The organism is Enhydrobacter aerosaccus, assembly GCF_900167455.1.
In the GTDB taxonomy this organism is placed as follows: Bacteria; Pseudomonadota; Alphaproteobacteria; order Reyranellales; family Reyranellaceae; genus Reyranella; species Reyranella aerosaccus.
This window is the reverse complement of the sequence record NZ_FUWJ01000002.1, coordinates 715,352-740,303: the sequence shown is the minus strand read 5'-3', so window position 1 is coordinate 740,303 and position 24,952 is coordinate 715,352. Positions and strand designations below refer to the sequence as shown.

Sequence of the window (24,952 nt, the reverse complement as noted above, 5' to 3'; positions counted from 1 at the left end):
ATGCAGGTCGTGTGAAAGCTGGATGTCCGTCCTATGACGCTTCCCTTGTGCGGTGCAATAAGGGCCCGGCACTTGGTGGATAAAGCGCCGGGCCAAAAGCATCACATCAGAAGAAGGCGTGCAGTCGGGCGGAGAAGACGTTCACCGGTCCTCGCACCGTGTTGTAGGCCGGATTCACCAGGAGCTGGTAATCGACCGTCGCCGTCAGCCCCTTGATGAGCTGCAGCGCATAGTAGGTCTCGAAGACATTCTCCGAGGCATAGGAAAGGGCGCCGTCGCCGACAAGAACGCCCATGCCGCCGGCGGCGAAGTAGGAGGCTGCCGAGGCGGACAACATATTGAACGCAGCGCCCAGTCCGATCACGTCGTTCTCGCGGCCCCAGGCATTTCCCTTGAGCTGCATGCCGAACGAGACGCTCTGGCTGATATCGGTGAAGGCCGAGGTTTCGTTCTGGCCGTTGTTCCAGCTCCAGCGCGCGAAGGCGCCGAGTTCCTTGCTGATCTCCTGCTGCAGGTTCGTGTAGATGCCGTACTTCACCCGGCCCTGGCGCGTCTGGGCGATGGTGTCGTTGGCCGTCAGGCCGGGGTTGGCATTGGCGAGCGCGACCGCCTGGCTGTAGGAACCCGAGAAGGTGCTGGTGAGCCAGGGGCCGACCTTGAACACACCGGGATGGTCGAACGCGTTATAGCGCAATTCGCCTTCCGCCACGTAACCGCCGCGGGAAAACAGGTTCCAGTCCATGACATTGGCGTTCGGTGCGTTGCCGACCAGGAAATAGCCGGCACGGACCGCCCATTGCGGATGGTTCAGTTCGGCCGCGACGCCGTAGGTCAGGCCCACGCGGTCGGCCGGGTAGTCGAACGCGCCGGAAGCCCAGATCGACCAGTTGAGGAAATCGACCCGCGGGTCCTGGGCGTAGTCGTTGGTGTCGAAGAGATCGTGCACCGCGAACTTGCCGATCTGCACCGTGACCCGCGAGACGTCCTTCTTGCCGGCGAGCTGCCCGTAGTCGCTTTCGACCGTCTCGGTCTCGCCGCCAAGGCCGAACTCCTGGCGCAGGAACAGCCGCGAGATGTTGAAGCGCGGGAAGGGGAAGTTCGACTTCTGCGCCTCGCCATTGGGGAAGCCCGCGGCGCCGGTCGTGTTGGCGACGCCGAAACCCTGCAGCAATTCCGGATTGAAGTAGAGTTCGCCGCCCTTCCAGAGGCGCATGCCGAGGAACAGGGAGCTGGTCCAGGTCTCTCGCGACTGGCCTTCGGGCGGCAGGCTGTTCTGTCCGGAATAGGGCGCGCCGAAGGGCGCATAGCCCTGGAAGATGAAGGTCGACTGGCCATGGACTTCCCAGGTGCCCGGGCCGAGGTCTTCCGCTTCCGGCGGTGTTTCGCGGGCCTTGTCCGGTGCGCCGAAGTGGTAGTTCAGGCCGACGCGGAATTCGTTCAGGCTGTACTGCGAGCTGTAGGACGCCGGCGCGGACGCGAAGCTGAAGCCGCGCAGGCTTAGATTGGTATAGAGATATTCGAGACGCGCCGACCAGCGCGGATCGAGCATGTAATCGACACCGCCGCCGACCGTGTATCCCGTCCGCCATTGGCCCGGCGTCGCGTCTTCGTTGCCGGTCGTCAGGTCAGTGCGCGAGAAGCGGGTGCTGGCAAAGGCGAGGCCGCCGGTCAGGTACGGCGTCCAGGCGCCGAACGTGTATCCGACGCGGCCGCGCAGCGAGCCGAGGAACTCGAGCTGCTCGTTGGCCGTGCCTGTGCCTGTCGCGCGATAGGACAGCGTGTCGCTCAGGTCCATGAAATTGGCGAAGGTGAGATCGGCCTCGAGGCCCAGCATCCAGCGCGACGGCGTGATCCACTGGTACCCTGCCTGGACGCCGCCGGCGAGCGTGCCGTAGGGGCTGGTACCGCCGGCGGAGGCGACGCCTCCCGTCGGATCGGCCAGGGTCGCGGTCGCGTTCCCGAACAGGTAGCCCATATGCGCGCCGGCATAGAAACCTGAAGCGGGGACGGGGTCGGCTGCCAAGGCAGGCCGCACCGCGAGGAGAGAGATCGCAGCCGCGATACCGCCCGCGGCAACCCCAAAGCAAGCAAACGCCTTCATTGGCGTCTCCGTATCACGGATCGCGCCGCGCCGCGAAATCGCCCTCGCTGCGACTTTGTTAATTTTCTGTTTCGGCACCAGCCGGACGCTGGAAATTTGTACACTACGCATGTTCATCCCCTGGCCCGACCGGCCACGAGGATGAACGCGTCAGCCAGCGCTAAGCCGACTGCCCTCGCCCACCCGACACATCCGGTCGAGCGTTAAGCTCTCGAATCGGAACGCCGCCTCAAGGGCAGCGCGACGTGGGTGGCTATCCATCTTGTGTTTCCGTTGTGAAGACCGCCGACATTCCTCGGCGACCGCCGGGGCGAATACGCCTCGGGCATTTGGGGGTCAAGGGCAAAGCACCGAACGCAAACGTCGGTCGCCTGTCGCTGGTTCAGACGCGCATCAGGGCGCGAACGTGCGCGGCGACCGAGGCGGCCAGGGCTTCGAAGTCGTACCCGCCTTCCAGCGCCGATACGACCCGGCCCTTGGCGTGGCGATCGGCGATGGTCAGCAGTTCCTCGGTAACCCAGCGGAAGTCGTCGGTCTCGAGCTGGAGCTGCGCCAGCGGATCACGACGGTGGGCATCGAAGCCGGCGGAGAGGATCAGCAGTTCCGGGGCGAACCGATCGAGCTGCGGCAGGATGCGCTCGCTCCACGCGGCACGGAATTGCGCGCTGCCGCTATTGGCGGCAAGCGGCACGTTGACGACGTTGCCGGCAATGCCGTGCTCGCGCGCGGTGCCGGTGCCGGGATAAAGCGGATACTGATGCGAGGAGCCGTAGAACAGGGAAGCATCCGGCTCGACCACGGTCTGTGTGCCCTGCCCGTGATGGACATCGAAATCGAGGATGGCGACGCGTTCGATGCCGTGATGCGCCTGCGCGTGGCGGGCGCCGATGGCGACATTGTTGAAGAGGCAGAAACCGCCCGGGATGTCCGGCGAGGCATGGTGTCCCGGCGGACGGACGGCGGCGAAAGCGGTCTCCGCCTCGCCGGTCATGACCGCGTCGACCGCAGCCACCAGCGCGCCGGCGGCCCGCACGACCGCCTCGGCACTGCCCGCACTCATCCCGGTATCGCCATCGATCATCACCACCTCGCCAGCGGGCGGTCGGATGGCGAGGATGCTTTCGATATAGGCCTGCGGATGCACGCGCATCATCTGCTCGAGCGTCGCTTCCGGCGCGGTGGCGCGTTGCAAGAGCGCGAAGGACTCGTTCTCGAGCGCCGCCATCACCGCGCGCAGGCGGTCGGGACATTCGGGATGGAATTCGCCGGGATCGTGTTCGAGGAACGCCGGATGGCTGATCAGCAGGGTCGACATCGATCTGCACTTTAGAGGGCATTCTGCCCAAAGGCATCCAGGTTGACGTATCGCAGACAGGACGCCAACGTGACGGCCAAATGCCTGTTCCCAGTGCGCTTGTCTGCGTTCGTTGCGGCGCCCGCCATCCCCCTGATCGTTATGCGGAAGATTGTCCGAGCTGCCGAAGCCAAGGGGCTCCGGCCAATCTGACCGTGGCCTATGACGAGGCACCCGGCGCCGGCCTGGATCGGGCGAAGCCGACCTCCCGCGCCTCTTCGATGTGGCGCTGGGAAGGGTTTCTGCACGCACGGGCCGCCGATGCCGTGACACTGGGGGAGGGCAACACGCCGCTCCTGCCGGCATCGTCGCTGGGCCTGGGCGATGTGTGGATCAAGGACGAATCGCGCAATCCCACCTGGTCGTTCAAGGACCGCCTGGCCTCGGGCGCGCTGACCATGGCCCGGCACTTCGGCGCCAAGGTCATCGCCTCCAGTTCCTCCGGCAATGCCGGTGCGGCTGCGGCTGCCTATGCCGCCAAGGCGGGCATACCGTGTATCGTCTTCACCTTCGTCGGCTCGGCGGGTCCTCTGGTCCTGCAGATGCGGGCCTACGGCGCAATGGTGGTGAAGGTTGCCGACAAGGCCGATCGCTGGCGGCTGCAGTCGCTCGGCGTGAAGGAGCTGGGCTGGTATCCGACCTCGCCCTTCTTCGGGCTGGTCGTCGGCAGCAATCCCTATGGCATGGAAGGCTACAAGACGATCGCTTTCGAGATCGCGGAAGCCTTCGATTGGGAGCCGCCCGACTGGTGCGTGCTGCCGGTCTGCTACGGCGATGCGCTCTACGGCATGTGGAAGGGGTTCGAGGAGCTGAAGGCGTTGGGCTGGATCGAGCGCACGCCGCGCTTCGTGGCGGCCGAGGTATCTGGATCGTTGCCGGCGGCACTGGAGAGCGGCGATCCCATGCCGCCCGAGATTGCCCGCAATGCGCCCTCCATCGCCACTTCGATCGGTGCGTCGCAGGCGACAGTGCAGGCGCTCGACGTGCTCCGCCGCTCCAGGGGCACGGCGGTGACCGTAGGCGACGACGAAATGCGGCGCTGGGTGGTGACGCTCGCCGCCCGCGAAGGCATCTGGCCCGAGGCTTCTTCCGCCGCTCCCTTCGCCGCCATCGAGCGGCTGCGCGGCCAAGGCATCATCAAGCCACACGACCGCTGCGTCGCGCTTCTCACGGCTTCCGGTCTCAAGGATCCGGGACCGATCGAAACGGCCCTGCCGGAGCCGCCCCTGGTCTCCGGCGGATTGCCGGACCTGCTGACCGCCCTCAAAAACACATACGGATTTTCTCATGGCTGATTTCGGCATTGCCATGGATGGGCGCGCTCCCATCACTTCCATTCCCGACCAGGCGCGTGCGGCGGCGGAGGGTGGCGCATCGACGCTCTGGATCGCCTGCCATCTGTTCCTGCGCGACCCCGTGACGACGGCGGCGCTGGCGCTCGGCGCCACCAAGCGACTGAAGATCGCGCTGATGGCCCTCAGCCCCTATACGACCCATCCGGTCTACATCGCCATGGCGGCGGCGAGCCTGGCGGAGATGTATCCCGGCCGCGTCACGCTTTGCCTTGGTGCCGGCGCACCGGCCGACCTGAAGGCGGCGGGCATCGAGGCTGCCCGTCCGCTCGTCACCATCGGCGAAGCGGTGAAGGTGTGTCGCTCGCTGTTCGCGGGCGAGATGGCGGATTTCCACGGCAAGGTCTTCAATGTCAGCGGACGCCGCCTCGCCAACGCGCCGTGCGACGTGCCGATCGTGATTGCGGCGTCGCGGCCCAACATGCTGCAGCTCGCAGGCCGCGAGACAGATGGGGTTCTGATCTCGGCGGCGACCTCGCCGCCCTTCGTGAAAGCCTGCCTCGATCAGGCGGCCGAGGGATCGGCCGGCAAGCCGTTCCGCAAGCTCGGTATCGTCTACACCAGGCTCGGCGCCACCGAGAAGGAAGGCATCGATCCGATCCGCCGGCCGATCGGCTTCGTGCTGCGCGGCGCGCATCATGCCGAGAATATCCGGCTCGGCGGCGCCACGCTCGATCAGGCGGCCCTGGCCAGTGCCTACGCGTCCGAGAACTGGGCCGAGGTCGACCGGCTGGTAAGCGACGACGTCGTGCGGCGTCACGCGGCCTGCGGCACGCCAGCCCAGGTGAAGGCGCGGCTCGAGGAATATCGCGCCATCGGCCTGGACGAAGTCATCATCGGTGGCATGGACGATGCTTCGAGCATCGCCGCCGCGTTGGCCGCGGCACGAGGGTAAGCCGACATGAAGTTCAGCATTTGCCTGCCGACGGGATTCGAAGGCGTGATGTATCCGATCCCGTTCGTGGAGCCCGGTGATTTCGTGCGCATGGCGCAACTGTGCGAGCGGCTCGGCTATCACTCGGTGTGGGGCAACGACCACATCCAGAGCCAGCACTACGTGCGCGATCTCTTCCCCGACTCGCCGCCCAACTTCTACGAGCTGATGTCGGTGCTGTCGTTCTGCGCGGCGGCGACGACCACGCTCGAGGTCGGCACGGCGCTCGCGGTGCTGCCCATGCGCGACCCGTTCTGGCTCGCCAAGCAGTCGGCGACGATCGACCAGCTCTCCAACGGGCGGCTGATCCTGGCGCTCGGCATCGGCGCCTATCGCGAGGAGTTCGCCGCCTGGGCGCCGCGGCTCGCCCCCAAGGCGCAGCGCGGCGAGATGATGGATGAAGGCATCGCCCTGATGCAGCGCCTGTTCAGCGAGCGGCGCGTCACGCACGAGGGCAAGTATTATGCCGTGCGCGACATCGAGATGTATCCGAAGCCCAAGCGCGATCCCTTCGCGCTGTGGATCGGCGGCCACAACATGGCGGCGGTCGAGCGTGCGGCCAGGATCGGCACCGGCTGGCTGCCGGGGTGGCGCCCCTGGCCCGAGCTCGCCGAGCGCATCCGCCAGCTCAAGGCGCGCGCTGCCGAACTCGGCCGCGATCCGGCGGCGATCGAGATCGCGCCGCAATTCTCTTTGACCATCGCCAAGACAGCCGAGGAGGCGGAGCGGCGCTATATGGCCTCGGGCCTCGTCGCGCACCGCAAGTCGCTCGCCTACACGGGGCGCGATCTTTCCCAGCAGGTGGTCGCCAACCTCGTCGGCTCGCCCGACCTCATCCGCGAGAAGGTCGAGGGGCTGAAGAAGATCGGTGTCGATCATGCCTGCGCGTTGATGATCCCCGCCGACTCGATGGCCGAGTTCGAGGACCAGGTGGAGTGGTTCGCCAAGACGGTGCTTTGACCGTCCTCTCCCCGTCCCGCCGCGTTGGGACGGATTTCTTCTTCTAGAACAAGGCGATGGCTATTCCTGTCCCGCCGTCCCCCGTGTCCCGGCCTGTCCCGCGCGTCCCGCCTGTCCCAACCTGTCCCGGTGGTGTCAGAGGCGGCCGAATGGCTTGATGATGGTTTCTCCGAACCGGCCCAGCGTCTCCTCGAGGTCGGGCAGGAACGGGCCGACCGGCACCACGATGCGACCGATGCCGCGCTCCTTGCGCTCCAACAGCGCGGCCTGCGGATCGCCGCTCGCGCCCGGCAGCAGCTCGGGGCAGCCGGCGATCATCTCGATCGCGGCGGGATCGCGACCGGCTGTCTCGGCCGTCCGCCGTGCGATGTCGAACAGCGGCCGGGTGTCGACCTGGGCGCCGATCGAGGGAAAGAAGCCGTCGCCGATCCGCCCGGCCCGCCGCGCCGCGGCTTCCGAATGGCCGCCGATCACGATCGGTACGCGGCCCTTGATCGGCTTCGGATTGCAGCTCACCTCGGTGAAGTTCACGAACTCGCCGGTGAAGCTCGCCCCGTCGTTTGCCCACAGCGCGCGCATGGCGGCGATGTATTCGTCCGTACGCTTGCCGCGCTTCTCGAACGGCACGCCGAGCGCCTCGAATTCCTCCTTCAGCCAGCCGACGCCGATGCCGAGTTCGATTCGGCCTTGGCTCATGAAATCGAGTGTCGCCACCTGCTTGGCGAGCACCAGCGGGTGGCGCAGCGGCAGGATGATGACGCCGGTCATGAACCGGAGCCGCGTCGTCGCGGCGGCCATGAAGGCCATCCAGATCAGCGGGTCGGGAAGCGGGTCGGACGGGCTGCCGAACAGGCGGCCGGTGGCGGAATAGGGGTAGGTGGATTTGTAGTCGTGCGGGAACACGACATGGTCGATGGCGAGCACGCTGTCGAAGCCGGCGGCCTCGGCCAACTGAACGAACCGCGTCGCGCCGGCCAGGTCGGGAAAGTTGTTGTTGCCGAAATGCAGGGTGAACTTCATGGCGTGCCTCCCTCTCGATCGTCGGTCGACACTGACGCTTCGAGTGGCATGGGCGTTTCCCCTCTGTGCCGCCGATGCTCTTCTGATTTGGCGGACTTGAATAACCTTTGCCGGGCGTGCGGCTGGAGACAAGCCCTCGACCAAACAATTCAGCTCGCCCAGGCGGGTCGCATGCGCATCGCGGCACGGCGCGTGCCGAGACGAACTCCGGCAAATCGCAACCAGTGTGATCGACGATTGGCCTGAACGCGCGATTTCGATCTATATGATAGGCCTGCAGGGATCGAACGAGCTCGGGAGAAAGAGGATGCCGCGGCCGAAGGGATCGAACGCAGCGAGCCTGCGCGCTCGGCCAGGCAGGGACGGCGCATCGATGCCGATCTATCGGCAGATCGCCGACGTTCTCGAGGCCGAGATCCTGGAAAGCCGCGACATCGGCAAGCCGTGGTCCGAACTGGCCTTGAGTTCCCGCTTCGGCGTCAACCGGCACACGTTGAGGCGGGCTGTCGACGTTCTCGTTTCGGGCGGACTTGTCAGACGGCAGCGCGGCGTGGGCATCCACGTGCTGCCGGGCGCCATCGACTACAAGCTCAGCCCGGCGACGCGCTTTACCATGATGATCGAGGATAGCGGTCATTCCGCCGACACCAGGATCCTGCGCAAGACCGTAACGTGTGCCACAGATGACATCGCGCAGCAGTTGGGCCTGGAGGCAGGCGATCAGATGATCGCGATCGAGGCGGTGCGCTCCGTGGACGAGCAGCCCTTCTGCGTTCAGTCGCAGTTTCTGCCGTACGCCATCGTCCCATACGTGGCTGCCGACTATAACGAGGGATCGCTGCACGGTTTCCTGGCCGACCGCGGCGGCATCAAGCTCGGCCGACTCGGTTCCATGATCTCGACGATGCTGCCGGACGAGGGCGACGCGCAGCTCTTGCGTATCGATCCGTCCCAGCCGGTGTTGCAGGTCAGGAGCCTGAACATGGACACCGCGACAGGCCGTCCGGTCGAATATTGCGTCACGCGCTTTCGCGGCGACCGGCTGGAGTTGCGGGTCCAGTTTCCCGGCTGATTCGTTCACGCCGTCATCACAATGTCGGCTGCGATCCACGAAAACGTCATCCAAAACCCGGATAACCAACATGTCTATACAGGTTGGTTATGCCATGCCGGCCACCACAGGTGGACCCGATGCTTCCCAACCGGCGGACGACTGCGGTCGAGCGGAGGGGAGCAAGGACATGGGAATTCAGCCTGAAGCCATCGAATATTCCGACGGCCCGATCGGCGGTGAATTCGCCTGGCGCAGCGAAGAAATTCGCGACGGAGCCGAGTGGATCCACGAAGTCGACGATGGCGACATCGCCGAAATCGAGGCGGCCGTTGCCGCGACCCGCGCCGCCGGCCTCGACATCATGGCCATCACGGCCAAGGACTTTCCGCTGCCACGTCTGTCGGCCAAGCTGGCCGAGTTGCGCAAGGATTGCGTCGAGCGATTCGGCTTCGGTTTCCTGCGCGGATTGCCGGTCGACCGCTACGACAACGAAACGCTGATTCGGCTTTATTGGGGCCTGTCGCGGCATCTGGGCGATCCGGTGCCGCAGAACCGTAACGGGCATCTCATCGGCCACGTCATCGATGTCGGCGATCGTCCGGGCGATCTCGGGCGCCGGTTGACCCAATCGACCGTGGAGCTCCAGTGCCACTCCGATTCATGCGACCTGCTCGGCTTGATGTGCATCCAGCCGGCGATGCAGGGAGGCGAAAGCACCATCGTCAGCGCCGTGACAGTGCATGACGAGATGCTGCGACGCGATCCCGAGTTGTGCCATGCGCTCTACCAACCCGTGAACGAGGATCGTCGCGGTGAAATTCCCGAGGGGATGAAGCCGTGGGCGGCCATCCCCGTCTTCATGATGCAGGATGGTCATTTCGCGAGCTACGGCCCGCTCGACGAGTACATGGAATCGGCGCGGCGCTATCCCGACGCGGTGCCGATGTCCGAGACCCAGTGGGCCGCGATTCGGCTGTTCCGCGAGATCTGCAACGACCCGGACATCGCCTTGCGCATTGCCATGCAAGCAGGCGATCTCGTCTATCTCCACAATCCGGTCGTCTATCACGCCCGCGAGGAATATCGCGACTGGCCGGAGGAGAATCGCAAACGCCACCTGATGCGAATCTGGCTGTCCATGTCCGACGGTCCGCAACTGCCCGAAGCGCTGGCCGAGAAGTGGATCAAGGTCGAGCGCGGCGCCGAACGCGGTGGCGTCCATAGCGCGGGCCGCAAGGCTCCAAACGTTCCTCTCGATCCCGCGACGCCGGCCTTCCGGTAGCGCGTCGTCGCGGAAACAGGCCATAGCAGGGGAGCATCGATGATGAGTGCGTTGCGAGTGCGGGTGGGGATCGTTGCGGGAGCCATCCTGCTGGCCAGCGTCTCCGGGGCGCTGGCCCAAGGCTCGCCCACCATTGAGGCGATCCGCGCGCGCGGCGAACTCATCTGCGGCGTCGCCGGGACGTCTCCTCTGTTCTCGTTTCCGGATAGCCAGGGCGTGATGCGCGGTCTGGATGCCGATTCCTGCCGCGCGGTGGCGGCAGCGATCCTGGGCGATGCGCAGAAGGTCAAGTTCGTCCCGGCCACGCCCGAGAGCAGGTTTCCACTCCTGCAGTCGGGCCAGGTCGATATGCTGTATCGGTCGACGACCTGGAGCCTCGGACGCGAAGCCAATCTCGGCGCCATGTTCGCCAGCGTCAATTTCTACGACGGGACCGGCTTTCTGGTGAAAGCGACGCTCGGCGTCAAATCGGCCAAGGATATCGATGGGGCCGCCGTCTGCATTTCCCCCGGCGGCGGCACCGAACTGGTGGTGGAGGACTTCTTCCGCAGCAACAAGATGAAATACACACCGATCCTGATCAAGGATCTGCAGGAAGTGCAGAGGGCCTACCTGTCCGGCCGATGCGACGTCTATGCCAGCGACATGTCGGCGCTTGCCGGCTTCCGCTATCAACAGGGCGACAAGGCTTCGGACCATATCCTCTTGTCGGAGACCATCAGCAAGGAGCCTCTCGGCGCCATGGTGCGCAAGGGAGACGACAAGTTCTTCGATGCCGTACGGTGGACTTTCTTCGCCCAGGTTGCGGCCGAGGAGCAGGGCATCACCGCCGCCAACGTCGATGACGCGCTGAAGAGCCAGGTGCCGGAAGTGCGCCGCCTGATGGGCCTCGAGGGCGATCTCGGCAAGGCCCTCGGCCTCGACAACAAATGGGCGTTCAACGTCATCAAGCAGGTCGGCAATTACGGGGAAATGTGGGATCGCGACATCACTCCTTACGGGGTGCCGCGCGGCATCAACAAGCTATGGAAGGCCGGCGGCCTGCAATTCGCGCCACCCATCCGCTGAACAATCGTCAGCGCTGGCGGGCCATCGCCCGTATTCTTCTCGGAGTGTCGTTCCCGGAACTGATCGCTGGCCATCGACCTGGAGGAAGTGGGAGCCGTGTTCAGTGACCGACAAGCAGCCCAGCCCGTCAGTCTGGCCCTCCCGGCAGCGGCACCCCGATTCGCGCCTGCGGCCGTCGGTTCGGATCGTCCTGGGCGTCCCATTGGCTGGGTTCGCGGCCTTGCCGGTTTTCGCTCCGACCTGCGGTTGCAGGCGATCTTCTGGCAGGTCCTGATCGTGGGAGCCGCTGTGGCGGCCGGCTGGTATCTGGCCTCCATCGCCACTGCCAATCTCGCGCAGCAGCACGTCGCCACGGGCTTCGCGTTCCTTCAGCGGACGGCCGGTCTCCCGATCGGTGAGCACATGATCGACTACGATCCGGCCATCAATACGCACGGCCGTGCCCTGCTCGTCGGGATCCTCAACACATTGAAGGTCGCTGCAATTGGCGTGGTGCTGTCGACGCTGCTGGGCGCTGTCGTGGGTGTCGCGCAATTGTCGGACAACTGGCTGCTGGCGCGACTGGCCGAAAGCTACGTCGAGGTGCTGCGGAACATTCCGCTGCTGCTGCATCTTCTGTTCTGGTACGCGATCCTCTTGTCGCTGCCGGTCGCGCGCAATGCCATCGAACTGCTGCCTGACGTGTTCCTGTCGAATCGCGGCATCCGGCTACCGGTTCCGGTCTGGCACCCGGCATATGGATGGATGATCGCGGTTCTGGCGGCCGGACTGGCCGCGACCGTGTTGGCGGCTCGTCGGGCAAGCCGTGTCCAGGCGTCGACCGGGCGCCGTCCGCGGATCTGGCCAGTCGCGTGCGTTGCGCTATTGGTCGTTCCAGTGGCGACCTGGATGATGCTCGGCGCGCCCTTCGATCTCGATGTCCCGGTGAGAGATCGCTTCGCCTTCCGCGGCGGCAGCGTGATCACGCCCGAGCTGGCCGCGCTGGTCGCGGGGTTGGTGTTCTATCACTCCGCCTATGCCGCCGAGATCGTGCGCAGCGGCGTCCAGTCGGTGGGGCCTGGCCAGTGGGATGCCGGACGGGCACTGGGAATGTGTCCCTATCCGATCTTCAGCAAGATCGTGTTGCCGCAGGCCTTGCGTGTGATCGTTCCGCCGATGACCGGCATCTATCTCGGGGTCGCCAAGAATTCCTCGCTGGCGGTGGCGATCGGCTATCCCGATGTCGTCACCATCGTGCACGGCACCATGAACCAGACCGGTCAGGCGATCGAGGGTGTCGCGCTGATCATGCTCGTCTATCTGGGCATCAGCCTCAGCATCTCCCTATTCATGAACTGGTACAACGCGCGCCTCGCGCTCGTGGAACGGTGATCCTCGAAGCCCTTGCGGACCGCCAGCCGCCGCCGAGCAGCAGCGCGGCCGCGAGACGCACCTTCGCCTGGATCCGCGCCAACCTCTTCAAGTCCCTATGGTCCAGCCTGGTCACGCTGGCGCTGGCTTACCTGCTTCTGAAACTGGGCCTGGAATTCGTCGGCTGGTCGCTGGTCGACAGCGTCTGGAGCGTCGGCACGGATACGGCCGGAAAACTCGATCCGTCCGCCTGTCGCGCGGCACGGGGCGTGGGAGCCTGCTGGGCGGTGATCGGCGACAAGTATCGGCTCATCCTGTTCGGCCGCTATCCCATCGCCGAACAGTGGCGCGCGGCTATGGTCGTGCTGCTGTTCGTCGGCTTGTTCGCTCTGTCCGCCCTGCCGCGCTTCTGGCGCCGGGAATTGCTGCTGCTGTGGAGCGCGGCGCTGATTGCGATCGCGGTGCTGATGTCGGGCGGCGTTCTGGGCCTCGCGCCTGTGCCGCGGGAGCAATGGGGCGGCCTGCCGCTCACCCTGATCCTGGCGACGATGGGACTGGTCTTCGCCTTCCCCCTCGCCGTCCTCGTGGCGCTCGGCCGACAGTCGCGCATGCTGCCGGCCGTGCGCATTCTCTGCGTGCTCTATGTCGAACTGATTCGCGGCGTGCCGCTGATCAGCCTCCTGTTCATGGCAAGCATGCTGATGCCCTTGTTCCTGCCGATGGCGATCGTGCCGGACAATCTGTTGCGCGCCGAACTGGCCATCGTCCTGTTCGCTGGAGCGTATCTGGCGGAAGCGGTGCGGGGCGGTCTGCAGGCCTTGCCCAAGCAGCAATATGAAGCGGCGGCCTCACTCGGTCTCACCTACTGGCAGAGTCGACGACTCGTCGTTCTGCCTCAGGCGCTGCGGCTCGTGATTCCGCCCCTGGCCAATACCTTCATCAGTTTCTTCAAGGATACCAGCCTTGTCCTGGTGATCGGCATGTTCGACCTGCTGAGCTCGAGCGCCATCGCCTTGGCCGATCCCGTCTGGCAGGGCTACGGGGTCGAGGTCTATGTCATGACCGGCCTGATCTATTTCTGCTTCTGCTTCTCCATGGCCCGATACAGCAAGTTCCTGGAGCGCAAGTTCGGCCGCCCTATCGCCTCTCGATGAGAGGACGCGGAGGCGCGTGGACCATTCCGACGTATGTGCTAGGAATCGTCTCCAGACAGACAAGGAACATTCGCCGTGCTCAAGCTCGGATACAAGGCGTCGGCCGAACAATTCGCGCCGGCCAAGCTGCTCGATTTCGCCTGTCTCGCCGAGGAGGCCGGGTTCGACTCGGCGTTCGTGAGCGATCATTTCCAGCCCTGGAAGCATGTCGACGGCCATGCGCCGTTCTCGCTGACCTGGCTGGGCGCCCTGGGCGCGCGTACGTCGCGGCTGGTCATGGGCACCAGCGTGCTGACGCCCACCTTCCGCTATCACCCCTCGATCGTGGCGCAGGCCTTCGGCACGCTGGGCTCGATGTTTCCGGGGCGCGTGATCCTGGGCATCGGCACCGGTGAATCGCTGAACGAAGTGCCCTCGACCGGCCAACCCTGGCCCGATTTCAAGGAGCGGTTTGCGCGGCTGCGCGAGGCCGTGACGCTGATGCGCACGCTGTGGCGCCAGGAGCGGGTATCGTTCGAGGGCGAGTACTACAAGACCGAGAAGGCGACGATCTACGATCGGCCGGATGTCGAGATCCCGATCTATGTCGCCGCCGCCGGCGCACTGGTGGCGCGCTACGCCGGCCGCTCGGGCGACGGCTTCATCTGCACCAGTGGCAAGGACTGGAAGCTCTACACCGAGACGCTGCTGCCCAAGGTCGCCGAGGGTATCGCCGCCGCGACCGAGCCCAAGGCGCAGCCCTACGACCGCATGATCGAGGTCAAGGTGTCGTTCGACAGCGATCGCGAGCGCGCGCTGCAGGACACGCGGCACTGGGCGGCGCTGTCCTTGACGCCGGAAGAGAAGATGTCGGTCGAGGATCCGGTCGAGATGCAGCGCCTGGCCGATGCCCTGCCGATCGAGCGCGCGGCGAGCCGCTGGATCGTGTCGAACGATCCCGACGAGCTGGTCGAGAAGGTGGCGCCCTATGTCGATCTCGGCTTCCGCCATCTCGTCTTCCACGCGCCGGGTCCCGACCAGGAACGGTTCCTGAAGCTGTTCGGCGAACAGGTGACGCCGCGCCTGCACAAGCGGTTCGGCTGATGGCGGCCATCAAGGCCGTGGAACTGCTCGCGGTTCCTGGCATTCCTCGCGTGAAGGCGGGTGACGATCTGGCGGCGCTGGTTGCCGCCGGCCTCAAAAGCGCGCGATTTCCGCCGCAGCCGACCGACGTGCTGGTGCTGGCGCAGAAGATCGTGTCCAAGGCCGAAGGGCGGATGGTCGAGCTGTCGTCGGTGACTCCGTCGCCGCGCGCCATCGAGCTCGCGGCCGAGGTGCAGAAGGATCCGCGGCTGGTCGAGCTGGTCCTGTCGGAGTCGGTGCGCGTGGTGCGCAGCCGGCCCAACGTGCTGATCGTCGAGCATCGGCTGGGTTTCATCATGGCCAATGCCGGCATCGACCAGTCGAACGTCGCGCCGCAGGACGGCGTCGAGCGTGCCCTGCTCCTGCCGCGCGATCCCGACGCCAGCGCTGCCACGCTTCGCAAGCGGCTCGGCGAATTGCTGGGGGTCGAGTTGGCCGTCGTGATCATCGACAGCTTCGGCCGTCCGTGGCGCCGTGGCACCGTCGGTATCGCGATCGGTGCTGCCGGCCTGCCCTCGATGATCGACCTGCGCGGCAAGCCCGACATGTTCGGCCGCATCCTGCAGGTGAGCATCACCGCCTTCGCCGACGAGATCGCCGCGGCCGCGTCACTGGTCATGGGTCAGGGCGATGAAGCCCAGCCCGCCGTCCTCGTCCGCGGCCTCTCCTGGAGCGCGGCACCGACGCCCGCATCGGAGCTGATCCGCCCCGCCGCCGAGGATATGTTCCGCTAAGCCTCGTCGGAGCGGGTGTCAGGGGCGATCTGCGCGATCGCCGGCCTTATCGGGTCATGAGCGCAACTGGAGTTGCGCGCTCCCATGAGTCCGAAGGTCGTCCACTCTCATCGGAGCGCGCAACTCCAGTTGCGCTCATAAGACATCAGCCTTCACACCGGCGCGTGTGGCTCCACGGCCAGTCGGATGGCCGTGCCGCCAGGCCCGCTTTCACCGCATTGTTCTCGATGTAGGCGATCGTCGACTCGAAGTGCCGTTCGTTGCGGATGTAGGTGTCCCAGTAGTCGTCCTGCCAGAACGCGCCTGATCGGCAGAGTTCGCGGTTGGCCGCCCGGGCCGTGAAGCGCTTCCAGGAGCTGACGATCTCGCCGAGGCGAAAGCCGTGCTGCGGTGCGATCCGGGCATGCACATGGTTCGGCATGATGGTCCAGGCGAAGAGCCGATAGCGCTGTCCGTCGAAGTGAAGCAAAGCGTCTTCCGCAATACGGGCGATCTCCGGTCGCCTCAGCCAGCAAGCGCCGGCGCCCGCGTCGAGGAGAGCATCACGTTCGCTGTCGGAGAGCGTTGGTGTTGCCCGGAGCGCGTCGATCGCCTCGCGCGGCAGACTGTCGGCGAGGCGGAAGGTCAGGAACTGGATGGTCTCCGGCGAGTCGAAATGCGGCAGATATCCACGGGAATGCCAGCCTTTCGCAGTCATGAGCGCCACTGGAGTGGCGCGCTCCGATGAGGGAGGGCGGCTTTCAGGGTCATGGGAGCGCGCCACTCCAGTGGCGCTTCATGGGATGTCGGCCATTGCGCTGGCGGGGATGTCCGATGATATGAGCGCAACTGGAGTTGCGCGCTCCGATGAGGGTAGATGGCCTTCAGGCTCATGGGAGCGCGCCACTCCAGTGGCGCTTCATGCGATGCCGGCCATTGCGTCGGTGGACATGTTGCATGACGTGAGCGCAACTGGAGTTGCGCGCTCCGATGAGGACCAGGATTCAGGTCAGGCCACTGCCTGCACGAACTTGGCCCAGCGGTCGAGCTGGGGGAGGATGACGTCGGACTTTGCCGAGTCGAGGCTGATGATGACGCGGACGACGCCGGCGTCGCGGTCGCGTTTCAGCATGTCGTCGTCTTCCTTGGCGCCCCAGATGGTGACGGGAACGGTGGCGGGATCGCGCTCGGCTTCGGCGGCCATCTGCCGGAACTTGGGCAGCAGGTCGCGCACGTTCTCGTAGTCGGGTCGTGCGCGATGCGGCATCCAGCCATCGCCGTAGCGCAGCGCGCGCTTGGCGGCGTAGGGAAAGGCGCCGCCGACCAGGATCGGCGGATGCGGCTTCTGCACCGGCTTGGGCCAGGTCATCATGGGATCGAAATTGACGAACTCGCCGTGATACTCGGGCTTGGACTTGGTCCAGATCGCCTTCATCGCCTCGATTCGTTCGCGCGCCGCCTTGTGCCGGCTCTTGAACGGGATACCGTGATTCTCGATCTCGTCGCTGTTCCAGCCATTGCCGACCCCGAACAGGAAGCGGCCGTTCGAGACCTGGTCGATCGAGGCGACGAGCTTCGCCGTCTGGATCGGATCGCGCTGGACCACGAGGCAGATGCCGGTGCCGACCTTCAAGCTCTTCGTTGCCGTCGCGGCCGCCGTCAGCGTCACGAACGGATCCATGACATCGTAGTATTTCTTCGGCAGGTCGCCGCCGCTCGGGAAAGGCGACTTGCGCGACAGCGGGATGTGCGAGTGCTCGGGCGCCCACAGCGAGTCGAAGCCACGCTCTTCCAGCGCCCGGGCCAATTCGGCCGGGGTCATGGAGTAGTCGGTGAAGAACATTGCCGCGCCGATATGCATGCCTTCCTCCCTCACAGTTCAGCCTATGCTTGCTTGACGACCTTGGGCCAGCGCGTCGCGGCGGCCGGCAGGACCTGTTCGATGAGCCGCTGCGTCTGAGCGAGAACCTCCGGCCCGTCGGCGCCCACTGGACGCAGGATGAATTTTTCCACGCCGCCTTCGACATATCGGGCGATGCGCTCGACGATGGTCGCGGCGTCGCCGACGGCGAAGTAGTCCTGTGCTTCGCGTCCGGTGCGCTTGCTGTAGGCCGTCATGGCGGCGGTAACGGCCCGATCCTGCGGTGTCCCGAAATAGAACGGGAAGCTCGCGCCGTAGTGATCTTCCTCGATGGAGCGCCCTGCACCGGCGGCGGCCTCCTTGATGGCCGTCACGATGCGCGCCGCCTGCTCCGGCGTCTCGCCGCCGCCCTGCCAGCCCGTGCCGTAGCGCACGGTGCGACGGATGGCGGCATCGGACGAGCCGCCGATCCACATCGGCAGGTCGGGCTGCACCGGCTTGGGCGAGATCGATGCACCGCGCAGCTTATAATGCGTGCCGTCGAAATCGACGCTGTCCTCGCGCCACAGGTGGCGGATGATTTCTAACCCTTCGTCGGTGCGCTTGCCGCGTGTGCGGGTATCCAAGTTCAGGGCCTGCCACTCGGGGCCGACGGGGCTGCCGATGCCGAAGGCGGGGAGGAGGCGGCCCTCGGAGAGCACGTCGATGGTGGCGCATTGCTTGGCCAGCAGCACCGGGTCACGCAGCGCCAGCGACACGACATTCATGCCGAAGCGCAGGCGACGTGTGCGTCCCGCCAGCGCCGCCATGGTCGCCATGCATTCGAGGATCGGCTGGCGGCTTACCAGCCGATCGGTCTGCCAGATCGAATCGACACCGCCGGACTCGCAAAGATCGACCCACCGCCAGTAGTCGGCGGCGCCCGCAAAGGGAAAGTCCATCAGGCCGAGGCCGACGGCGACCGTCACGCGTAGGGCCTCGCCAGCGGCGCGATCGTGTCGAGATGGCGCAGGATTTCGTCCCGGCCGAGATCGGGAATGGCGAGCAGGGCGCGCTGGATGCCGACCTTCTGGTAGCTCGCCAGCGTCGCTTCGTCGGCGGGTGCGCCGAAGACGGTGATCGACAGCGTCGAGAAATCGCGGCCTTTCTCGGCCGCCATGCGGCGCAGACGCTCGACCGCCGCGGCCGGCTCGAACCCGTCGCGCGGCCGCGGGAACCAGCCGTCGCAGTAATCGACGACACGGCGCAGCGTATGATCGGTCTCGCCGCCCAGCAGGATGGGCGGATGCGGCTTCTGCTTCGGCTTGGGCCACGACCAGGCGGGGTCGAAGTTCACGAATTCGCCGTGGAACGATCCGGCTTCCTCCGTCCACAGCGCTTTCATCGCCAGGATATGCTCGCGCATCTGCTTGAAGCGCGTGGCATGGCGGGCGCCGTGATTCTCCATCTCGTCGACGTTCCAGCCGCCGCCGATTCCCAGGACGAAACGCCCGCCCGAAAGCTGGTCGAGACTGGCGACGGCCTTGGCCGTGACGATGGGATCGTGTTGCGGCACCAGCAGGATGCCGGTTCCGACGATCAGCTTCCGCGTGGCCGCTGCGGCGAAGGAGAGGCCGACGAACGGATCGTGGGTGTGCGAGTAGCGCTTGGGCAACTCGCCGCCACTGGGGAAGGGAGTCTTGCGGCTGAGCGGGATATGGGTGTGCTCGGGCACGAACAGAGACTCGAAACCGCGATCCTCGAGCGCGCGACCGAGCTCCGACATGTCGATGCCGTAGTCGGTGGGGAAATAGAAGACGCCAACGCGCATCGCCTGTCCTCCGTGATGAAACTCGTTACTTCTTCGGCGCCTCGACATGCCCGCCGAAGCCCAGCCGCATGGCCGACAGGACCTTTTCCGCGAAAGTGTGCTGCTGGCGCGACCGGAAGCGCACGAACAGCGAGGCCGCCAGAACGTCCGCCGGCACCGCCTCCTCGATCGCCGCCTCGATGGTCCAGCGGCCTTCGCCGCTATCCTCGACATGACCTGAGAACTGCTCGAGCTTCGCATCCTTGGCCAGCGCGCTGGCCGTGAGGTCGAGCAGCCACGACGTCACGACACTGCCGCGCCGCCAGACTTCGGCGATGTCGGCAAGGTTGAGGTCGAACCGCTCGTCCGCCGGCAGCTTTTCCGAAGCACGATTGCGCATGATGTCGAAGCCTTCGGCGAAGGCCTGCATCATGCCGTACTCGATGCCGTTATGGATCATCTTCACGAAATGACCGGCGCCGACCGGACCGGCATGGATGTAGCCGCGCTCGGCGCGTGCATCGAGTTGCTCGCGTCCCTCCGTGCGCTCGATCGAGCCCAGGCCGGGGGCGAGGGCGGAGAAGATGGGATCGAGCCGATTCACCACCTCGGTATCGCCGCCGATCATCAGGCAGTAGCCGCGCGCCAGTCCCCACACGCCGCCTGACGTGCCGACATCGAGATACTTGATGCCTTTCGACGCGAGCTCCTTGCCGCGGCGGACATCGTCTTTGAAGTTTGTGTTACCGCCATCGATGACGACATCGCCCGGCTGCATCATCCCGGCGAGTTCGGCGATGGTGTCTTCGGTTATCTTGCCGGCGGGCAGCATCACCCACACCGTCCGTGGGGGCGTAAGCGCCTTCACGACTGCTGCGAGAGACTGAGCGGCGGTGGCGCCTTCCTTTGCCAGAGCGGCACCGGGAGCAGGATTTGCGTCGTAGACCACGCAGTCATGCCCGGCACGCGTGAGCCGCCGCACGATGTTTCCACCCATTCGCCCGAGGCCGACGACTCCGATCTGCATGTGCTGTCCCGTTGCTGTGTTCGGCGTATGCTACACGCATCCGAAGAAGGAGACAGTCATGAAGCTGGGACGTCTGGGCGTTTGGTATTCGACGGACAAGCTGAACGGCGCGCAGCTCGCCGATCTCATCCGGACCGTGGAGACGTGTGGTTATTCCGCGTTCTGGTATCCGGAGGCGCGCGGCTACGAGTCGATGTCCTTGGCCTCGTATCTCCTGTCGAAAAGCGAGCGGCTGATGGTTGGCAGCTCGATCGCCAACATCTACGCGCGCGACGCCTTCACCGCCCAGCGGGCGATGGTCTCCATGAACAGCCTCTATGGCGGACGTTTCATGCTGGGCCTGGGCGTCAGCCATATCCCGATGGTCGAGGGGCTGCGTGGTCATCGCTACGACAAGCCCGTAGCCACGATGAGGGCTTATCTCGACGGTATCCATAAGGATCTTCCTGCCGATACCGAGGCGCCGGTGCTGGTGGCCGCGCTCGGCCCCAAGATGCTGGCGCTCAGCGCCGAGAAGTCGATGGGTGCGGTGCCGTACAACGTGACGCCCAAGCACACCGCCGAGGCGGCGAAGATCCTCGGCCCCAACAAGGTCCTGGCGGTCGAGCAGAAGGTGACGGTGGAAACCGATCCCGCGCGGGCACGCGAACTCGGGCGCAAGGAACTGGCGCGATACCTGGTGTTGCCGAACTACCGCAACAACTGGCTGCGCCTCGGCTTCACCGAGCAGGATCTCGCCGATGGCGGCAGCGACCGTTTCATCGACGCCATGGTGCTGTGGGGTGACGCGGACGCCGTGAGGAAGGGCCTGCGCGCCCATTTCGAGGCCGGCGCCACCCATGTCTGCCTGCAGCCGGTCCATGCCGACGGCGACTTTGCCGCGCGCGACCGGATACTGGAGGCCTTGGCCGACACCTAGAACGATCAACGACAACAGGAGGAAACGATGGACTTCGGCATTGCCCTGCCGACGGCAGCCGACTCGTGGAAGGTCGTGCGGCGCGCCGAGGAGCTCGGCTTCAGTCACGCCTGGTTCTACGACACGCAGATGCTGAGCGCCGACTGCTTCGTCGCCATGGGCGCGGCGGCGGTCAATACGAACAAGATCCGTCTCGGCACCGGCGTGCTGGTGCCGTCGAACCGGATCGCGCCGGTTGCGGCCAACGCACTTGCCTCACTGAACCAACTCGCGCCGGGCCGCATCGACTTCGGTGTCGGCACCGGCTTCACCGCACGCCGCGCGATGGGCTTCGGCGCCATGAAGGTGCGCGACATGGAGACCTACATCCAGCAGGTCTATGGCCTGCTGAGCGGCCAGACGATCGACTTCGAGATGGAAGGGCAGAAGCGCAAGATCCGCTTCCTCAATCCGGAGCTGCCGCTGTTCAACACACGCGATCCGATCCCGCTGCACCTGTCGGCGTTCGGCCCGCACACGCGCGAGCTGACCGCCAAGCTCAAGGCGGGCTGGATCGATTTCGTCTCCTCGGCCGAGCACGGTGCGCGCGAGGTCGAGGCCATGCGCGCCGCGTGGCTCGCGGCTGACCATCCGGTCGACGACCTCAAGGCCACCGCCTTCGCGCTGGGCTGTGTCCTCGAGGAGGGAGAGCCGGCCGATTCGGAACGCGCCCTGGCGCAGGCCGGGCCGCGGGCGGCGGTGATGCTGCATCGCGCGGCCGACGAAGCCCTGGCGGGGCTCAAGCCGGGAACGACGGGCATGCCCTCGAAGGGGCGGCCCGAACTGGAAGGCTATATCGCGCTGGCGCGCACCTTCGAGCCGAGGGATGCCCCTTACCTCGAGAACCATCGCGGGCACCTGATGTTCCTGAAGCCCGAGGAGAAGCGGTTCGTCACCGCGGACCTGATCCGCAGCACGTCCTTCACGGCGACGGAAGCGGAGATCAAGCGGCGCATCGAGCAGCTGCGCGCCGCCGGCTATACGCAGTTCACGATCCAGCTCATCCCGGGACAGGAACAGGCGCTCGCCGACTGGGCGCGAATCCGCAAGGCGTTTGCGTAGCCTCGACGGCAGGGAATGAGCCGAAGGTGAGCTACTTCACCTTCGGCATCACCTCCTCGGCGAAGACCTGCATCTGATCCAGCAGCTCGGGGACGGAATTGGCCGCGAAGTAGAGACCAAGGAGATGCGTCACGCCGGCCTCGCGGAAGGCGAGCGCCTTCTCGACGATCTCCGACGGCGTGCCGATCAAGTTGATGTCCTCATGGCTCGCGGTGCCCTGGCCCTTGAGCGTCGATTTGCTGAGCGAGATGAGATGCTTGTTCATCTGGCTCTTGCGGAAGTTCTCGATCGCCGCTTCGCGTGTCCTGCCGACATGGACGATGAATTGCGGGCAGACCTCGATGGTCCGCCAGTCGCGGCCGGCCTTTTCGGCCTCCTCGCGCAGGCTCTGCACGCCAGCGCGCAGCCGGTCGACATGCATGCCGGCCGGCAGCCAGCCGTCGGCCCATTGCACGGTCCGGCGGATGTTGTTGGCATTGTTGCCGCCGACATAGATCGGCAGCTTCTTCTGATAGGGCTTGGGCCAGAGCTCGACGTCCTTGAACTTGTAGAACTTGCCGTCGAAGCTCGCGACGCGCTGGTTGAAGAGAAGATTGAGCGCCTGCAGGCCCTCGTCGACGATGTCGCCGCGCTCCATCCGGCTGTCGGGCTGCAGCGCCTTGAATTCCTCGCGATAGGCGCCGATGCCGACGCCGAGCTCGAGCCGGCCCTTGCCGAAATGGTCGAGCGTGGCGATCTGCTTGGCGGCCACCACGATATCGTGGCGCATGGGCAGCACCAGAATGCCGGTGCCGACCTTGATGGTCTTGGTGTTGCTAAGCACGAAGGCGTAGGTGACCAGCGGCTCCCAGAAGCGGGGCGGGACGGGAAACTCGGCGCGCACGTAGTTCTGCGTCGTCATGTGGTCGTTGCCCCACACCGAGTCGTAGCCGAATTTCTCGGCCGCCTGCGCGATCCTGATGACGTTCTCCGGATCGGAGAACGGGATCGGATAGGTCAGGCCTTCCATTCCGGTCGGCAGGCCGGCACTTACGCGCATGCGTCTGGTCTCCCTTACTCGGCCGCGACGGCGCGCAGCCTGGCGGTTTCACCCTCGTCGACCCTGCCGTCGTCGGTGACGGCGACGCCGTATTCGCGCCGCGCCGCCTCGGCCGAGATGAAGCCCTGGCGCACATCGTCGGCCACCGCCGCGACCGGCCGCTTGCGCGGATCGCCGAGCCCACCGCCGCCGGGCATGGCGATGATGACGCGATCCTTCTGCGACACGGTCTGCAGGCCCTTGCCGCGCAGCACCTTGCCCGAGGACAGGGTGACGCGCCCGGCAATGCCGTCGTGGCCGCCGTCGCGACCACGCGGCGGATGGTCGATGCGATCGTAGTAGGCGCTGAGGGCGAACGGCGCCTTGTCGAGCGTGCCGACTTCCATGATCTGGCCCAGGCCGCCGCGGAATTCGCCGGCGCCGCCGGAATCCTGGCGGTATTCCTTCTTCCAGACGACGATCGGCGACACGGCTTCGTTGACCTCGATCGGCACGTTGCGCACGCCGCTCGGGAAGGCGGTGGCCGAGAGGCCATCGCGACCCGGCCGGGCGCCGGTGCCACCGGCGTGGAAGCTCATCACGCTGAATTGCTGGGCATGCACGGTCTCGGCCGGATCGCCGTCGGTGGCGCCCGGCCCGCCCAGCGCGAACAGGTTCCACAGGCACGATGTGCCCTCGGCGGGCACCTGGCCGCCCAGCGCCTGGTGCAGGCAGCCGAACATCACGTCCGGCAGCATCTGGCCGGTGACATGACGCGCCGCCACCGGTGCCGGCTTCTTGGCGTTGAGGATCGTGTCCTCGGGCGCGGTGATGCGGATGACCGACAACGAGCCTTCGTTGTTGGGCACCTTGGGCGCCACGATGCACTTCACGCCGAACGAGGAATAGGCCTCGGTGTAGCAGACCGGCACATTGATGCCGTAGGCCGAGACACCCGATGTGCCGGCGAAATCGACGTCGATGCCGGTCGGGCCGATCTTCATCGTCGCGACCAGGTCGATCGGCTTGTCGTAGCCGTCGATGCGCATCGAGAAGGTGTATTCGCCCGGCTTGATCTTGCCGATCGCCTCGAGCGAGGCCTGCTTGGACTTCTCCAGGATGTGCTTGCCGAGCCGGCCGAGATCGTCGATCGCGAACTCGTCCATCATCTCGATCAGGCGGCGGCAGCCGATCTCGTTGCAAGTCGCCAGCGAGTAGAGATCACCCACCACCTGCACCGGCTCGCGCACGTTGGCGCTGACGATATCGACCAGCGTCTGGTCCACCTTGCCGCCATGGGCGAAGCGCATCAGCGGGATGTAGAGGCCTTCCTCGAACACGCTGCGGGCATCCGTCGTCATGCCCCGGCCGCCGATATCGACCACGTGGCAGGTCGAGGCGAACAGCGCCACCATCTTGCCGCGCCGGAAGGTCGGCGTGACGAAGGTGAAGTCGTGCAGATGGCCGGTCCCTTTCCAGGGGTCGTTGGTGAGGAAGATGTCGCCTTCCTTCATGGTCGTGGCCGGGAACTTGTCGAGGAAGTGCCGCACGGCCCGCGCCATCGAGTTGATGTGTCCCGGCGTGCCGGTCACCGCCTGGGCGAGCATGGCGCCGTCCAGGTCGAACACGCCCGCGGACAAATCACCGGCTTCGCGCGTCGAGGTCGAGAAGCCGGTACGGATCAGGGCCAGCGCCTGTTCCTCGACGACCGCGATCAGGCGGTCCCACATCAGCTGCAGGCGGATGGGCGAAAGAGGATCGTTGATGTTCATG

Annotated in this window: 22 protein-coding genes; 12 read left to right on the top strand and 10 right to left on the bottom strand. The window is 65.8% G+C overall.

What is annotated here, in order from left to right; translation table 11 throughout:
- Positions 1-106: 106 nt before the first annotated feature.
- Complete coding sequence (locus B5D62_RS12770; protein ID WP_085934227.1) at positions 107-2,101, bottom strand: carbohydrate porin; 1,995 nt, start codon at positions 2,099-2,101, stop codon at positions 107-109.
- Positions 2,102-2,483: 382 nt separating this feature from the next.
- Positions 2,484-3,416 (bottom strand): histone deacetylase family protein, encoded by a 933-nt coding sequence (locus tag B5D62_RS12765; RefSeq protein ID WP_085934226.1) that lies wholly within the window; start codon positions 3,414-3,416, stop codon positions 2,484-2,486.
- Positions 3,417-3,610: 194 nt separating this feature from the next.
- Between B5D62_RS12765 and B5D62_RS12760 the strand changes: the two genes are divergently transcribed.
- The 3 genes from B5D62_RS12760 to B5D62_RS12750 are packed head-to-tail and all read left to right on the top strand — an operon-like array spanning position 3,611 to position 6,701.
- Complete coding sequence (locus B5D62_RS12760) at positions 3,611-4,750, top strand: pyridoxal-phosphate dependent enzyme (RefSeq protein ID WP_170920912.1); 1,140 nt, start codon at positions 3,611-3,613, stop codon at positions 4,748-4,750.
- Positions 4,743-5,702 carry an LLM class flavin-dependent oxidoreductase gene (locus B5D62_RS12755; RefSeq protein WP_085934224.1) on the top strand — a complete coding sequence of 320 codons (960 nt, stop codon included), beginning with the start codon at positions 4,743-4,745 and terminating at the stop codon, positions 5,700-5,702. The genes B5D62_RS12760 and B5D62_RS12755 overlap by 8 nt, the downstream gene beginning before the upstream one ends.
- Before the next feature lie 6 nt (positions 5,703-5,708).
- Positions 5,709-6,701: an LLM class flavin-dependent oxidoreductase gene (locus B5D62_RS12750; RefSeq protein WP_085934223.1), complete on the top strand. Its 993-nt coding sequence runs from the start codon at positions 5,709-5,711 to the stop codon at positions 6,699-6,701.
- Between the two features lie 135 nt (positions 6,702-6,836).
- Here the strand turns inward: B5D62_RS12750 and B5D62_RS12745 are convergent, their stop codons facing one another.
- Positions 6,837-7,721: an LLM class F420-dependent oxidoreductase gene (locus B5D62_RS12745; RefSeq protein ID WP_085934222.1), complete on the bottom strand. Its 885-nt coding sequence runs from the start codon at positions 7,719-7,721 to the stop codon at positions 6,837-6,839.
- Between the two features lie 373 nt (positions 7,722-8,094).
- Between B5D62_RS12745 and phnF the strand changes: the two genes are divergently transcribed.
- The 7 genes from phnF (at position 8,095) to cofE (ending at position 15,485) form a co-directional block, all read left to right on the top strand.
- Complete coding sequence (gene phnF, locus B5D62_RS12740; RefSeq protein ID WP_170920911.1) at positions 8,095-8,793, top strand: phosphonate metabolism transcriptional regulator PhnF; 699 nt, start codon at positions 8,095-8,097, stop codon at positions 8,791-8,793.
- A gap of 169 nt (positions 8,794-8,962) precedes the next feature.
- Entirely contained in the window at positions 8,963-10,057 is a 1,095-nt protein-coding gene (locus B5D62_RS12735) for a TauD/TfdA family dioxygenase (protein ID WP_085934220.1), read from the top strand.
- Between the two features lie 42 nt (positions 10,058-10,099).
- Entirely contained in the window at positions 10,100-11,125 is a 1,026-nt protein-coding gene (locus B5D62_RS12730; protein WP_085934757.1) for an amino acid ABC transporter substrate-binding protein, read from the top strand.
- Between the two features lie 96 nt (positions 11,126-11,221).
- Positions 11,222-12,496 (top strand): amino acid ABC transporter permease, encoded by a 1,275-nt coding sequence (locus B5D62_RS12725; RefSeq protein WP_231714796.1) that lies wholly within the window; start codon positions 11,222-11,224, stop codon positions 12,494-12,496.
- Positions 12,493-13,629 carry an amino acid ABC transporter permease gene (locus tag B5D62_RS12720; protein ID WP_139373860.1) on the top strand — a complete coding sequence of 379 codons (1,137 nt, stop codon included), beginning with the start codon at positions 12,493-12,495 and terminating at the stop codon, positions 13,627-13,629. Before B5D62_RS12725 ends, B5D62_RS12720 begins: the two co-directional genes overlap by 4 nt.
- A gap of 75 nt (positions 13,630-13,704) precedes the next feature.
- Complete coding sequence (gene fgd / locus B5D62_RS12715) at positions 13,705-14,712, top strand: glucose-6-phosphate dehydrogenase (coenzyme-F420) (protein ID WP_085934219.1); 1,008 nt, start codon at positions 13,705-13,707, stop codon at positions 14,710-14,712.
- Complete coding sequence (gene cofE / locus B5D62_RS12710) at positions 14,712-15,485, top strand: coenzyme F420-0:L-glutamate ligase (RefSeq protein ID WP_085934218.1); 774 nt, start codon at positions 14,712-14,714, stop codon at positions 15,483-15,485. Before fgd ends, cofE begins: the two co-directional genes overlap by 1 nt.
- 145 nt (positions 15,486-15,630) lie before the next feature.
- Here cofE and B5D62_RS12705 read toward each other — a convergent pair whose 3' ends face one another.
- From B5D62_RS12705 to gnd, 5 genes are all read right to left on the bottom strand, one after another.
- On the bottom strand, positions 15,631-16,182 hold the full coding sequence (locus tag B5D62_RS12705) for an REP-associated tyrosine transposase (protein WP_085934217.1): 552 nt from the start codon (positions 16,180-16,182) through the stop codon (positions 15,631-15,633).
- A gap of 291 nt (positions 16,183-16,473) precedes the next feature.
- Positions 16,474-17,325 carry an LLM class F420-dependent oxidoreductase gene (locus B5D62_RS12700; protein WP_085934216.1) on the bottom strand — a complete coding sequence of 284 codons (852 nt, stop codon included), beginning with the start codon at positions 17,323-17,325 and terminating at the stop codon, positions 16,474-16,476.
- A 23-nt stretch (positions 17,326-17,348) separates the two neighbouring features.
- Positions 17,349-18,293: an LLM class flavin-dependent oxidoreductase gene (locus tag B5D62_RS12695; RefSeq protein ID WP_085934215.1), complete on the bottom strand. Its 945-nt coding sequence runs from the start codon at positions 18,291-18,293 to the stop codon at positions 17,349-17,351.
- Positions 18,290-19,135 (bottom strand): LLM class F420-dependent oxidoreductase, encoded by an 846-nt coding sequence (locus tag B5D62_RS12690; RefSeq protein ID WP_085934214.1) that lies wholly within the window; start codon positions 19,133-19,135, stop codon positions 18,290-18,292. The genes B5D62_RS12695 and B5D62_RS12690 overlap by 4 nt, the downstream gene beginning before the upstream one ends.
- 25 nt (positions 19,136-19,160) lie before the next feature.
- Entirely contained in the window at positions 19,161-20,141 is a 981-nt protein-coding gene (gene gnd / locus B5D62_RS12685; RefSeq protein WP_085934213.1) for a phosphogluconate dehydrogenase (NAD(+)-dependent, decarboxylating), read from the bottom strand.
- 58 nt (positions 20,142-20,199) lie between these two features.
- On the opposite strand from gnd, the gene B5D62_RS12680 reads away from it, so the two are divergent.
- Together B5D62_RS12680 and B5D62_RS12675 are read left to right on the top strand one after the other, a co-directional pair.
- On the top strand, positions 20,200-21,060 hold the full coding sequence (locus B5D62_RS12680) for a TIGR03620 family F420-dependent LLM class oxidoreductase (RefSeq protein ID WP_139373859.1): 861 nt from the start codon (positions 20,200-20,202) through the stop codon (positions 21,058-21,060).
- Positions 21,061-21,087: 27 nt separating this feature from the next.
- The gene (locus tag B5D62_RS12675) at positions 21,088-22,161 is read left to right on the top strand and encodes an LLM class flavin-dependent oxidoreductase (RefSeq protein ID WP_085934211.1); all 1,074 of its coding nucleotides are present in this window, start codon (positions 21,088-21,090) and stop codon (positions 22,159-22,161) included.
- A 31-nt stretch (positions 22,162-22,192) separates the two neighbouring features.
- Here B5D62_RS12675 and B5D62_RS12670 read toward each other — a convergent pair whose 3' ends face one another.
- Both B5D62_RS12670 and B5D62_RS12665 read right to left on the bottom strand, forming a co-directional pair.
- On the bottom strand, positions 22,193-23,200 hold the full coding sequence (locus B5D62_RS12670; protein WP_085934210.1) for an LLM class flavin-dependent oxidoreductase: 1,008 nt from the start codon (positions 23,198-23,200) through the stop codon (positions 22,193-22,195).
- 14 nt (positions 23,201-23,214) lie between these two features.
- Positions 23,215-24,951: a hydantoinase B/oxoprolinase family protein gene (locus B5D62_RS12665; protein WP_085934209.1), complete on the bottom strand. Its 1,737-nt coding sequence runs from the start codon at positions 24,949-24,951 to the stop codon at positions 23,215-23,217.
- Between the last annotated feature and the right edge of the window lies 1 nt (position 24,952).

Coding starts and splice junctions, on each gene's coding strand:
- B5D62_RS12770 (WP_085934227.1), bottom strand. CDS start 2,101: ATGAAGGCGTTTGCTTGCTTTGGGGTTGCCGCGGGCGGTATCGCGGCT.
- B5D62_RS12765 (WP_085934226.1), bottom strand. CDS start 3,416: ATGTCGACCCTGCTGATCAGCCATCCGGCGTTCCTCGAACACGATCCC.
- B5D62_RS12755 (WP_085934224.1), top strand. CDS start 4,743: ATGGCTGATTTCGGCATTGCCATGGATGGGCGCGCTCCCATCACTTCC.
- B5D62_RS12750 (WP_085934223.1), top strand. CDS start 5,709: ATGAAGTTCAGCATTTGCCTGCCGACGGGATTCGAAGGCGTGATGTAT.
- B5D62_RS12745 (WP_085934222.1), bottom strand. CDS start 7,721: ATGAAGTTCACCCTGCATTTCGGCAACAACAACTTTCCCGACCTGGCC.
- phnF (WP_170920911.1), top strand. CDS start 8,095: ATGCCGATCTATCGGCAGATCGCCGACGTTCTCGAGGCCGAGATCCTG.
- B5D62_RS12735 (WP_085934220.1), top strand. CDS start 8,963: ATGGGAATTCAGCCTGAAGCCATCGAATATTCCGACGGCCCGATCGGC.
- B5D62_RS12730 (WP_085934757.1), top strand. CDS start 10,100: ATGAGTGCGTTGCGAGTGCGGGTGGGGATCGTTGCGGGAGCCATCCTG.
- cofE (WP_085934218.1), top strand. CDS start 14,712: ATGGCGGCCATCAAGGCCGTGGAACTGCTCGCGGTTCCTGGCATTCCT.
- B5D62_RS12705 (WP_085934217.1), bottom strand. CDS start 16,182: ATGACTGCGAAAGGCTGGCATTCCCGTGGATATCTGCCGCATTTCGAC.
- B5D62_RS12700 (WP_085934216.1), bottom strand. CDS start 17,325: ATGCATATCGGCGCGGCAATGTTCTTCACCGACTACTCCATGACCCCG.
- B5D62_RS12690 (WP_085934214.1), bottom strand. CDS start 19,135: ATGCGCGTTGGCGTCTTCTATTTCCCCACCGACTACGGCATCGACATG.
- gnd (WP_085934213.1), bottom strand. CDS start 20,141: ATGCAGATCGGAGTCGTCGGCCTCGGGCGAATGGGTGGAAACATCGTG.
- B5D62_RS12680 (WP_139373859.1), top strand. CDS start 20,200: ATGAAGCTGGGACGTCTGGGCGTTTGGTATTCGACGGACAAGCTGAAC.
- B5D62_RS12675 (WP_085934211.1), top strand. CDS start 21,088: ATGGACTTCGGCATTGCCCTGCCGACGGCAGCCGACTCGTGGAAGGTC.
- B5D62_RS12670 (WP_085934210.1), bottom strand. CDS start 23,200: ATGCGCGTAAGTGCCGGCCTGCCGACCGGAATGGAAGGCCTGACCTAT.
- B5D62_RS12665 (WP_085934209.1), bottom strand. CDS start 24,951: ATGAACATCAACGATCCTCTTTCGCCCATCCGCCTGCAGCTGATGTGG.